Raw genomic sequence first — 12,688 nt, forward strand, 5'->3', positions numbered from 1 at the left:
TCATCTATTCTTTGTGGGAAAAGGACGATTTGATTGGGATTGTAAGAACGAAAATGTATCTTTGCCATATTACTTTGCTTATGCCTAAAGATACAAAATCTTTAGGTAATAACAACGCCTCGGCTTGGGAAAGTCGGGGCGTTGTCATAAAAAAAGAGGGTATGCTTTTTGACACACCCTCTTTGTTGTCAGAAGCCTCCCGGCTCCTTTTATAGAATAAGATGAACGAACTTTTCAATTACCATTCCACAAACTTACCACGTGCGCGACGTTCTTTCAATATCGCAGCCAAACGCTTATTCTTGGATGCCGCAATAAAACGACGACCAAAAATATTAGGAATAGCAACCCCCAAGGCAATGCACATAATAACTAAACCAGAATTCACTCCACTCTCAATGGCTTTCATCAATGGAGTAACCTGATCGATGGATTGTACATTCATATTTATCAATCCAAACAGCATACGATACATCAGTACCCCCGGAATCATCGGAATAACCGACGGAATGGTCAGCACGTGATTCGGCACATGGAACCAGTGTACGGCCTTGATGGCAATCAGGCTGACGAGTACAGAGCCGGAAAAGGAACCGATAACAAGTCCCATGTCCAAACCGATATTATTGGTACTCGGTCCCAAATTTACAAAATTTCGGGTACAAACCGCAATGATACCTCCAATGGCTACCACCCACAACAGGCGACGCTGGATATTGAATATCATCGAGAAGCCCATGGCCGAAATAGCCGCTGCAATGGCATATTCCCAATATTTATGATGAGGAACCATACTGATGGTAGGGAAGAAATTATCGATATGGCAGAGCTTCACCGCAAACGCGATACCGAATGCCATGGCCGCCACCATCAAAAGGGTGTTCACCGCCCGTACAATACCTACCTGAATGTAATTGTCGAGCATATCGTCCACAAAATTAATCAAAGGAACACCCGGCACAATAAAGAGCGCACAAGCCAGCAACGGATGCCAGGGAGTAGACGTCCATTCAGCCGGCAACAAAGTAGAAGCCCAAGCAATGATGGTAGCCACAAAGGCAGAAATGGCGATACCCATATAGTGGTTCAAACCAGATTCATTACATATCTGACGAAGACGCATACCCAATATAGCCGCGATGGAAGCATACAGGAATGCCATCCAGTCACAACCGAACTGAATACAGAATCCGCCACACGCAAAACCTGCACCGACAGCCACCTGCCAGGGAGTGTAATTACGTTTCTTCTTACGAATATTCTCCAGTTCTTCTTCATACTGGTCCAGCGTGTAATCCTGCTCAATGGCACGCCATGAAAGTTTGCTCACCTCCGAAATGGCCGTCATATTCACACCGTGACCTTCAATCCGCTGAAACTTGGTGAAAGAATAATCTCCGTCACTCACATTCACCATCAGCATCGTAAAACTGACATTGATATGGAGCTTCTCTTCAGGGATGCCAAGGTAAGCAGCCGTACGTTTCATGTTTCTTACAATACGGTTCGTATCGGCCAGACTCTCTACCAATAATTTACCCGTACGCAACAATAAATCCACTCTACGATGCAGCAACTGATCGTGAGCCTTTACAGTCGTCTCTAAATGTTCCTCTAATATCATTTTGTTTAAAGATTATTTCGGGCGCAAAGTTACGAAAAATATCAATTCTATTCGTACCTTTGTAAATCGAAGTTCCATGTTAATATGAATAAACTTTCACGGAGAGAAGAAGAGAAACAGACCGTAGAACAGATGATTCGCTTCTATTGCAGACATAAAGAAGGGAATACTACCCTCTGCAAAGACTGCAAAGAGCTATTGGAGTATGCCCACCAGAGATTGTCGCATTGTCCTTTCGGGGAACAGAAGAAAACTTGCCGGCAATGCCCTGTCCACTGCTACCGCCCGCAAATGAAACAGAAAATAAAGGAAGTCATGCGATACGCAGGTCCCCGCATGCTTTGGCATCACCCAATCTGGACCCTCAAACATTTGTGGAGAGAGCGGTGACCACACCCAATGTGTGGATTTTTTCCACAATAATCTGTAAAATTCCCCAATACTTCCTTATCAGAAAGGGAAGGGAGTCTACTGATTTTCAGCTTATAAAACATTTTTGTAACTTTGGCACGAATCTTGTCGGCCATTTTAGAGATAATGGCATCTAAAACTATAAAAAAATTGAACTTATGAAACGCTTTTTGACTAGGAAAGAATTAAAGGTAAAAAGAAAGGAAATGATTTACATGGTTATTGGCATCGCAGTCATTTTATCCATCTATTTTATTTTTACCCGAGAAAAGAAACCCGTAGCTGAAATCCCTGTTGTTTCCGTCATGCCTGCCAGCCGGCAGAACGTACAAATATTCGGTGAATATGTAGGACGAGTCCGTGCGCAGCAGTTTGTGGAAGTACGTGCACGTGTAGAAGGATTTCTGGAACAGATGCTGTTTGAAGAGGGTACCTCAGTCAAGCGGAATCAGGTATTGTTCATCATCAACCAAGACCAATATCGCGCCAAAGCAGACAAAGTACGCGCCCAGCTGAAGAAAGATGAAGCACAGGCACAGAAAGCCAAACGTGACCTGGAGCGTATCCGCCCGCTTTACGAACAGAACGCAGCCAGCCAACTGGACCTGGACAATGCGGTAGCAGCGTATGAGACAGCCGTCGCCAGTGTAGGAATGAGTAAGGCCGACTTGGAACAGGCCGAACAGGAACTGGGCTACACAGTGGTACGCTCCCCTATCTCCGGACAAATCAGTGAACGTCACGTCGATTTGGGTACATTAGTCGGCAGCAGCGGAAAATCCCTGTTGGCTACCATCGTAAAGAGCGATACCATCCTCGTAGACTTCAGCATGACCGCACTTGATTACCTGAAAAGCAAGGAAAGAAACGTGACTTTCGGACAGAAAGATTCTACCCGTTCTTGGCAGCCCACCGTCACCATCACCTTGCCGGACAACAGCGTCTATGAACACAAAGGACTGGTAGACTTTGCCGCTCCTCAGGTAAACCCGAAAACAGGAACTTTCTCCGTACGTGCCGAACTGGCCAATCCGGACCATGTATTACTGCCGGGACAGTTCACCAAAGTAAAAGTGTTGCTCGACGTACGTGAAAATGCCACCGTCGTTCCCCAAAAAGCCCTGATTATTGAAAAGGGAGGAGCCCATATTTTCGTCATGCGGAAAGACTCGACCGTGGAAAGACGTTTCATCGAGCTTGGCCCTGAATTCGGAAACGACGTGGTAGTGGAACGTGGATTGTCTGCCGGAGAAATGATTGTGTACGAAGGTTTCCACAAACTGGCTCCGGGAATGAAGGTCCGTGTGCAAGACCCCGCCCAACTTGAAAACGAAGCGAAAAAAGAGGAAGAATAATCCACCTAAACGAAATTACGCATGAAAGTCAGCTTTTTCATTGACAGGCCCGTATTCTCGGCCGTCATCTCCATATTGATTGTAATCGTAGGTATCATTGGCCTGATGATGCTGCCTATCGACCAGTACCCGCAGATTACTCCCCCCGTAGTCAAAATCAGTGCTTCCTATCCGGGAGCCAGTGCCGTGACCGTATCGCAGGCAGTAGCTACCCCTATCGAACAGGAACTCAACGGAACACCGGGCATGCTTTACATGGAATCCAGCAGTTCCAACTCCGGAGGTTTCTCTGCCACAGTTACTTTCGACATCTCTGCCGACCCAGACTTGGCAGCCGTGGAAATCCAGAACCGTATCAAACTGGCGGAATCCCGACTGCCCGCAGAAGTGATTCAGAATGGTATTTCGGTGGAGAAGCAGGCTCCAAGCCAGCTGATGACTCTCTGCTTGACTTCCAACGACCCGAAGTTTGACGAAATCTACCTGAGTAACTTCGCCACGTTGAACGTACTTGATTTGCTCCGCCGTATTCCGGGAGTAGGACGTATTTCCAATATCGGTAGCCGTTACTATGCCATGCAAATCTGGGTAGACCCTGCCAAGCTGGCCAACTTCGGACTTACCGTACAGGATGTGCAGAATGCCCTGAAAGACCAGAACCGTGAATCGGCCGCCGGTGTGCTCGGACAGCAACCCATGAACGGAGTGGACATCACCGTTCCCATCACAGCACAAGGACGTTTGTCATCGGCCTCCCAGTTTGAGGAAATCGTGCTGCGTGCCAATCCGGACGGCTCACTCATCCGTATGCGCGATGTGGCCCGTGTGTCTTTGGAAGCTTCTTCCTACAGCACGGAAAGTGGTATCAACGGCGGAAACGCAGCCATTCTGGGTATTTACATGCTTCCGGGAGCCAACGCCATGGAGGTGGCCCAGAGCGTGAAAGACGCCATGAAAGAAATCAGCAAGAGTTTCCCGGAAGGAATGGAATACAACTTCCCGTTCGACATGACGGATTATATCTCGGAATCCATACACGAAGTGTACAAAACGCTGTTCGAGGCCTTGTTCCTGGTGATTGTCGTGGTATTCCTTTCTTTGCAGAACTGGCGTGCCACACTGATTCCGGTAGTAGCCGTACCGATTTCTTTGATTGGTACTTTCGGCTTCATGCTGATATTCGGTTTCTCGCTCAACATCCTGACCTTGCTGGGACTGGTACTTGCCATCGGTATTGTGGTGGACGATGCCATCGTGGTAGTGGAAAACGTGGAGCGTATTATGGATGAAGAAAAACTCAGCCCGTATGAAGCTACCAAGAAAGCCATGGAGGGACTGGTGGGTGCCATCATCGCCACCTCATTGGTACTGGCTGCCGTATTCGTTCCGGTTAGCTTCCTTTCCGGTATCACCGGACAGCTGTACCGTCAATTTACGGTCACCATTGTGGTTTCAGTGCTTCTTTCTACGGTAGTAGCCTTGACGTTGAGTCCGGTAATGTGTTCACTCATCCTGCGCCCGGTTGATCCGAACAAACCCAAGAACAGAGTGTTCCACTTCATCAACAAATGGCTGGCCATCGGAAACAACAAATACATTGTCTATATCAAGCGTGTCATCAAGAATCCGCGCCGTGTAATGGTCGGTTTCGGAATGGTATTGATTTTCATCTATATGTTCCACCGGTTGGTGCCCACCAGCTTCCTTCCGGTTGAAGACCAAGGTTATTTCACCGTGGAACTGGAGCTTCCGGAAACCGCCACTTTGGAAAGGACCCGCGCTGTGACCGACCGGGCTGTAGATTTCATCATGAAGGATCCGGCCGTGGAATACGTACAGAACGTAACTGGTAGCAGCCCACGTGTAGGAACCAGTCAGGCCAGAAGCCAGCTGACCGTCATCCTGAAGGAATGGAAAGAACGTGACAATACGACTATTGACGAAGTGATGGACAGAATACAGAAAGAACTGGAGACTTATCCAGAAAGTAAGGTCTACCTTTCTACGCCTCCGGTCATTCCGGGTCTGGGTACGGCCGGCGGTTTCGAGATGCAGCTGGAAGCTCGTGGTGACGCCACTTACGACGACCTGGTACGGGCTACCGATACCTTGATGTATTATGCCTCCCAACGAAAAGAGATTACAGGACTTTCTTCCTCTCTGCAGGCTGAGATTCCTCAGCTCTACTTCGATGTAGACCGGGATAAAGTAAAACTCTCTGGAGTGCCGATGGCGGATGTGTTCTCAACCATGAAAGCATACACTGGTTCAGTATATGTGAACGACTTCAACATGTTCAACCGCATCTACCGTGTGTACATTCAGGCAGAAGCGCCTTACCGCCGTGAACGTGACAACATCGGCTTGTTCTTCGTACGCGGTTCGGACGGCAACATGATTCCGCTGACAGCTTTGGGCAACACGGATTATACTACCGGACCAGGAAGCATCAAACGTTTCAACATGTTCAATACTTCCATCATTCGAGGTACTACCGCCAACGGGGCCAGTTCCGGACAGGTGATGGAACTGTTGGAACAGATTGCCCGTGAAAAACTGCCCGAAAACATCGGAGTGGAATGGAGTGGTCTTTCCTACCAGGAAAAGCAGGCTGGCGGACAAACCGGACTTATACTGGCACTGGTATTCCTGTTCGTATTCCTGTTCCTGGCTGCCCTTTATGAAAGCTGGACCGTCCCCATTGCCGTATTGATTTCACTTCCGGTAGCCGTGTTGGGAGCCTATGCAGGTATTACCCTCTGCGGATTGGAAAACGATACCTACTTCCAGATTGGTCTGGTTATGTTGATTGGTCTGGCCGCCAAGAACGCCATCCTGATTGTAGAATTCGCCAAGGACGAGGTGGACAAGGGACGCGACATCGTAGAATCGGCTCTCCATGCAGCCAGCCTGCGTTTCCGTCCGATTCTGATGACCTCACTGGCCTTTATCCTCGGTATGCTTCCGATGGTGCTTGCCACCGGGCCGGGTTCTGCCAGCCGACAGGCCATCGGTACAGGTGTCTTCTTTGGAATGATTGTGGCAGTTACCGTAGGTATCCTGCTCGTACCGTTCTTCTTTGTAATGATTTACAAAGCCACTCATAAAATGAAAGTGAAAAAGTAAACTTACAGATGTAACTTATGAAACCGACTAACAAATTATACCGCCTTTTACTCATTTCCGTAGCAGCCCTTCTGATGGGGGGCTGCAAAATCGGGAAACAATATACCCGCCCCAAAATGGAACTGCCTGTCACCCTTGACAGCACCAGCGTAGACTCCACATCCATCGGTGACTATCCCTGGGAACAGATGTACACCGATACCATCCTCCAACAGCTCATCCAGAAGACGCTGGACTACAACAAGGATATGCTGATTGCAGCTGCCAGGGTCAAGGAATTGGCTGCCATGAAACGGATTGATTATGCCAACCTCTTCCCTCAGTTAGGATTGAAGCTCTATGCAGAAGAAGAAGGGGAAGACTATGGGGGAAACAACTATAAAAAAGACAACCAGTACGATATCAAACTGGGAATCACATGGGAAATTGACCTGTGGGGTAACCTGCGTTGGGCAAAAGACAAGAGCATGGCCGAATTTATGGGTTCCATCGAGAACCAACGGGCCCTCCGAATGAGCCTGGTAGCACAAGTAGCACAGTCTTATTTCGAACTGGTAGCCCTCGACAACGAACTTTCTATCGTGAGAAAGACCGTAGATGCCCGCCGGGAAAGCTTGCACCTGGCACGTATCCGCTACGAAGGCGGATTGACTTCCGAAACTGCTTATCGGCAGGCTCAAGTGGAATTGGCCCGTACGGCAACCCTCGTCCCCGACCTGGAACGGAAAATCACGTTGAAACAGAATGAGATTACATTTCTGGCAGGAGAATATCCTCATGAAATCAAGCGGGCCACCTTGCCGGAAGATGTCGTTCATTCCGCTTCACTTCCCGTAGGACTTCCTTCTTCCTTGCTGGAACGCCGACCGGATGTACGCCAAGCTGAACAGGCCGTTATTGCAGCCAATGCTGCAGTGGGAATTGCCTTTACCAACATGTTCCCCAAACTGACCTTGACGGCCACTCACGGTTCTGAAAATGAAGATCTTTCACACATCTTCAAGTCACCTCACTACCTGTTGGCCGGAACCATCCTCCAGCCTCTTTTTGCCATGGGCAAAAACCGCGCTATCCTGAAAGCCAAGAGAGCAGCGTGCGAACAAGCTGCATACGCATACGAAAAAGCCGTATTGAACGCTTTCAAAGATGCCTACAATGCCATTGCAGAATATAATAAGGTGAAAGAAATCTACGAAACCCGCCTGCGCTTGGAACAGTCGTCCAAAATCACACTGGATCTGGCCCAGCTGCAATACATCAATGGAGTCATCGGATACATGGATTTGCTGGATGCACAGCGTGGATACCTGGATGCACAAATCAGCCTGAGCAACGCCGTACGTGACAAACAGATTACGCTGGTCAACCTCTACAAAGCCTTGGGAGGCGGCTGGAAAGAATAATCCTCATATAACACATAAAAAAATGCGGAAACTGGAATCATCCCCCCAGCTTCCGCATTTTTTCTTTACTCATACGGATGTTACGCCATATACTTTCTCATATATCTCATCCCTGATGGATGCAAAACCGGCTGTAATATCATCTGTGCCCGCGTACATCAAAAACATGGGCAGACTTTCACCACCTTTTCTATAAGGAGGCTGTACATAGTCTTTTTCACACAGCCGGAACCCGCATCGCTGATAAAAACCGATACGCCGTCGGCTCATTTCGTCCACCGGTTTCTCTACCTCTAGAACCAAGAGTCCCGGAAACTGATTCTGGAGTTCTTCCATAATCTTCCGGCCATATCCTTTGTTGCGCACCAACGGCGAAGTAGCCAGGTGCTCCACATAAGAGAAGCCATCCAATGTCCATACGGTTATAAACCCTATCTGAAGCGTATCCTCCGCAATCAGATAACAAGTAAACGCATCGTTATGGTCTACATTGTCACGCTGGGGCTCATCCTCTCTCCGCTCCGATTCCGGGAAAGATTCATGCCACAGATTCTCTACAAACACATACGCCTGATCCGTCGTATGAAGGGAAATAAATTGAAGCATACCTATAAATTTAAAGATGACTATTCCGTGTAAAAACGAATGGTACGTTCCAAAGAACGCTGACATACCGGACAGAACACCGGAGCTTCATTGATTTTCATCCGACATTCCGTAGTGGGACGATAAATTCCTTTTTTCGTATAACCGCCTCCTTCATACACACCGACTTTGGTATAAATCAGCTTCTCGTCCGTCTGTGGTTTCGTCGGAATGGGAGTTCCCGGTTCTACCATGTCTTTCCACTTGTCCTCAAAGTGTACCAGTGTAGTGATATTCGGTTCCCACGGCTCCACACTGTAAGGATACAACGGACTCGGTGCCTCATCGTATGCATATTCGTCGGCCAAGCCTCCGAAGCTGTGTCCAAACTCATGCACGACTACCGGGCGGAACATGGAATGATGCGCCGTAGTCAATGTATAGGAATTATAGATTCCTCCTCCCCCATACGTATCTGTATTGGCCAGGATGATGATATGCTCATAAGGAATACCCGCCAGCCAGTTGTGAATGGCTTTCACACTCCGTGTAGTCAGGTAACGGTCGGAATAGAAGGTATCAAAATGCGAGCTGACTGCCGTGGTCTTCCACTCATTGTTTCGCGGAATGCTGACCCCGCTGTCTTTCGACTCACTGAAAACAGCCACAATATTAAACCGGTCTTTCAGTTTCTTGAACGGTTCATGATCGAACAAAGACTCGCAGGCTATCTCGGCATCCTTGTAGAACAATTCTTCATCCTTTGCCGAATAACCCTCCGCCATAATGGCCACATCGATACATTTCTCTGAAGAACCACCTTTCCATAAATAACGGTGAGGCGTCAAATTACCTGTGCCCCGCTGGTGAATCAGAATATCCTTTGGATTGACCTCGTGTGTCAAGGTCGCACTGGGCTTTTGGTACACATCTTTCAAAGTCACGGTAATCTCGGCCGGCTGTTTGGGATAAGGCACCAAGAACGTATTCTCAAATCCGCGAGTCACGACCTTGGCTTCCTGCTCTCCAAGCCATTCCTGAAACAGACTGGAAAAAGAAGTCCGGTAAATAACCTTTCCCGTGGCCTTGTCTTTCATGGTGATTTCGCCATTTCCCGCCAACGGAAGTTCTGACAAATGTGTATGTCGGCCCGCCCACTGAGGAAGCGAAGACAACTCATCCAAGCAGATATCCTGCTTGTCGGCATTCCCCATAAATATATAATCCAACCGAAGGGTTTTATCAATAAAATAATCATCGAAATTCTGTGCGAAAGCATTTCCGCAAAGTGACAATCCAAGTGTGAGAATCCATAGTGTCTTTTTCATATATCTTCAATTTTTCCCACAAAAATAGCGATTTGTCTTATTTCACACAATTCTTGTAACAAGAAAGCGAGCTTTCATACAAAAAAAGCGGTGCCTTGACAAAAGACACCGCTGAAAAGACTATTTTATCCGTTCATCAATTGAAGAACTTGATGCCAATAAAGTAGGTACGAGGCTGAGTAGGACCATAGAAATACTTCGAATCACGCTTTCCTCCCTTGTCCAAATCTTTCTGGAACGCATTGAAGATGTTCTGTACCCCTCCGTTCAACTGCAACTTCAGATGATCGTTCAATACAAACGTATAGTTCAACTTCAGATTGAAGTCCATGAAATCGGGCGTGCGCTCCAAGCGGTCCTTTTCAATATACCCTGCAAAGTGAGGCACAATCATCCGGCCTGTATAGACGCCCGAAAGAGAGAAATCAAAATTCTTACAGGGTGCAGAACTGAAGGTGAAATATCCGTAATAGTCCGGTGTACGCGGCATACGCTTGATGGCTGCCACATCTTCATCCTCACTCCATCTCACAGCCTCCGTATAACGGCTGCGCTGTACAGTAAAGCCTAACTGCAACTGGGCTTCCTTACCATGTGCAATCTTATAGTCAATATTGGCTCCATACACCCGGGCACCGTTTCCATTCCGGCGTTCCTGCACGGAAGTACCTGAAACAGGATCTGTCCCTATACTTTCCAAATAGAACACATCATTCAAAGCCGTGTAAAACCCTTCTATAAGCAGGTTCGACTGGAAATGTCCAAAATTGGCTGTCCAGTCAATCGATCCGCTGAAGCTGTTGGAATGTTCAGGCTTCAGGCCTTTGGCCAACCGGACTTCCATCGCTTCACCTCCCACGGCTGCCACGTGCAAATCTTCATCGTAAGCCTGAGGGGCACGGAAACCTGTCGACCAAGTCAAACGTCCCTGAAGCTTGTCGGAAGGTTTCCAAAGCGCATTGACGCGCGGACTGAAAATCACCTTGTCTACCAAATTATGCTTGTCCAACCGGAATCCGGCCAGAATCGTGAAATAGTCCAGTTTCCATTCATTCTGCACAAATCCACTGGCAATCTTGACATCCTGCCGCAAGTCACGCTGGTAACCCGTCATCACATCGTGCAAGGAATTATACTGATATTCCACTCCTCCCGTAAAAGTAGCCGGAGAAAACAGACAGTTATCCATATTGCCCACATACATGGCTCCTCCCACGGCTGTCAAGTCCTTAGTTTTTCCGTATGCATTCAAAGCCTCCTCTGCCCCATAATAACTGTTGCGGTCGATATGCTGAGCCGAAGCATAGATAGAAAGTTTATGCTTGTATTCGTTGAAAAACACATCGTACGTCAAACCTCCACTGTTGATGATGTGCTTGGTCTGCTCCGTGATGTCCGTTTCGTGCGGCTGCAAATCGAACTTATTACCGCCACGACGGAACTCGTTCGTCGTGTGATATTCCAGACTGATGCGGCTGAACTGAGTGGGACGATAATAAGCCCGCAACCCGAAAGTATTCATATTAAGTTTTCCCAATTCAGAGAACCCGTCTCCATCCGCATCATACGGATTACGGTTACGGTACGACTGATACAGCGCAATACCGTACGAGTTATCGGACGAAACGAGTGAGGCATTGGCTCCCATGTATTGCTCCCATACCTTTCCGTTCAGGTTCGACATCGTAGAAGCCACCTGAAACGAATTGCGTACCGGATCTTTGGTAATGATGTTGATGGTACCTCCCACGGCATTGGCCCCGAACAAGGCAGAACCTCCGCCACGTACCACTTCCACCCGCTCAATCATGTTGGTCGGTATCTGTTCCAGTCCATACACCCCCGACAACGCACTCATCACCGGACGACTGTTAATCAGAATCTGTGAATAAGGTCCCTCCAGCCCATTGATACGCACCTGAGGGAAACCGCAATTCTGACAATTGTTTTCTACCCGCAATCCCGACTGATAACTCAATGATTTAGCCAGGTTGGTCGAGTTGACAATCTCAAACAGTTTGTTGTTCATCACATTGACCACCACCGGAGCCACTTTCCGGCTGGTTTCATTCCGGTTGGCCGAAACCACCACCTCATCCGTCATAATGGATTCTTCTTCCATGACAAAATGCATGTCGACCACGAAATCCTTGCTGACCGTCACCTTCTTTATCTGCGTGGCATAACCCATTATCTGCACCTTCACGGAATATTCTCCTTCCGGAACTTTCTTGAAACGGAAATAACCTTCTCCGTCTGTCACGGTACCTTCACCGGTTTCCACTACCAACACGGCCGCATAAGGCAAACCTGCCTCCGAACCCTTTTCAATCACATGCCCCACAATGGCATTTCCCTCTTTGACGGGACCTTCTGCGTAAGCATACGCATAGCTGACGAGAGTGCATACCACTCCCATCCACAAATTGATATATTTTTTCATTAATTGCTCCTAAAATATTCATACTAAGTTCTTCAAATCTCCAATAGAACTATCGTATGGGAGGAGCACGGAGATAAATTCCTGCCGCATAAGAAGACACGACAGGAGAGATTTCCAGTTTTTCCACCAATGAATAAAGCACATACAGATTCGGAAGTTCCAAGTCTGTCTGCCCTGCTTCCAGAGAGTGAAAACCGGAAAGAAAATGAAGGGCCAGCGCCTGGCCGGCATTATGAGAGTGGGATTTCGTAAAAGGATGCGAGTGCACAAGTATCACCCCGTTCACCACATGCACATGGGCAAACAGGGCCGTGGTGGCATAATAGGAGGCAAACAAGATTGCCAGTCCACATGCCACTGTCCGTAGATACCTGCGGAGACCTCTATACATTTCCCTATCGATTAATTATGAA

General features: G+C 47.9%; 9 protein-coding genes and 1 pseudogene. 5 read left to right on the forward strand and 5 right to left on the reverse strand.

Annotation, left to right across the window (positions count from 1 at the left end):
• Window positions 1-215: pseudogene (locus tag OCV81_RS10860) on the forward strand (hypothetical protein); the annotation flags it as partial.
• A gap of 23 nt (window positions 216-238) precedes the next feature.
• Here OCV81_RS10860 and OCV81_RS10865 read toward each other — a convergent pair.
• Window positions 239-1,624: a threonine/serine exporter family protein gene (locus OCV81_RS10865; RefSeq protein WP_072541856.1), complete on the reverse strand. Its 1,386-nt coding sequence runs from the start codon at window positions 1,622-1,624 to the stop codon at window positions 239-241.
• Window positions 1,625-1,708: 84 nt separating this feature from the next.
• On the opposite strand from OCV81_RS10865, the gene OCV81_RS10870 reads away from it, so the two are divergent.
• The 4 genes from OCV81_RS10870 (at window position 1,709) to OCV81_RS10885 (ending at window position 7,919) form a co-directional block, all read left to right on the forward strand.
• Window positions 1,709-2,014, forward strand: coding sequence for a nitrous oxide-stimulated promoter family protein (locus tag OCV81_RS10870; protein WP_148330027.1), 306 nt, complete (start codon window positions 1,709-1,711; stop codon window positions 2,012-2,014).
• A 179-nt stretch (window positions 2,015-2,193) separates the two neighbouring features.
• Window positions 2,194-3,390, forward strand: a complete 1,197-nt coding sequence (locus OCV81_RS10875; RefSeq protein ID WP_148330028.1) for an efflux RND transporter periplasmic adaptor subunit — start codon at window positions 2,194-2,196, stop codon at window positions 3,388-3,390.
• A 21-nt stretch (window positions 3,391-3,411) separates the two neighbouring features.
• Window positions 3,412-6,516: an efflux RND transporter permease subunit gene (locus OCV81_RS10880; RefSeq protein ID WP_148330029.1), complete on the forward strand. Its 3,105-nt coding sequence runs from the start codon at window positions 3,412-3,414 to the stop codon at window positions 6,514-6,516.
• Between the two features lie 17 nt (window positions 6,517-6,533).
• Window positions 6,534-7,919: an efflux transporter outer membrane subunit gene (locus tag OCV81_RS10885; RefSeq protein ID WP_262640331.1), complete on the forward strand. Its 1,386-nt coding sequence runs from the start codon at window positions 6,534-6,536 to the stop codon at window positions 7,917-7,919.
• Between the two features lie 69 nt (window positions 7,920-7,988).
• Here OCV81_RS10885 and OCV81_RS10890 read toward each other — a convergent pair whose 3' ends face one another.
• From OCV81_RS10890 to OCV81_RS10905, 4 genes are all read right to left on the reverse strand, one after another.
• Window positions 7,989-8,525 carry a GNAT family N-acetyltransferase gene (locus OCV81_RS10890; protein ID WP_148330030.1) on the reverse strand — a complete coding sequence of 179 codons (537 nt, stop codon included), beginning with the start codon at window positions 8,523-8,525 and terminating at the stop codon, window positions 7,989-7,991.
• A gap of 20 nt (window positions 8,526-8,545) precedes the next feature.
• Entirely contained in the window at window positions 8,546-9,832 is a 1,287-nt protein-coding gene (locus OCV81_RS10895) for a M64 family metallopeptidase (RefSeq protein WP_148330031.1), read from the reverse strand.
• A 136-nt stretch (window positions 9,833-9,968) separates the two neighbouring features.
• Window positions 9,969-12,275: a TonB-dependent receptor gene (locus OCV81_RS10900; protein WP_148330032.1), complete on the reverse strand. Its 2,307-nt coding sequence runs from the start codon at window positions 12,273-12,275 to the stop codon at window positions 9,969-9,971.
• A gap of 49 nt (window positions 12,276-12,324) precedes the next feature.
• Window positions 12,325-12,666, reverse strand: a complete 342-nt coding sequence (locus OCV81_RS10905; RefSeq protein WP_148330033.1) for a hypothetical protein — start codon at window positions 12,664-12,666, stop codon at window positions 12,325-12,327.
• Between the last annotated feature and the right edge of the window lie 22 nt (window positions 12,667-12,688).

Source organism: Phocaeicola fibrisolvens (assembly GCF_025567125.1).
Taxonomy (GTDB): Bacteria; Bacteroidota; Bacteroidia; order Bacteroidales; family Bacteroidaceae; genus Phocaeicola; species Phocaeicola fibrisolvens.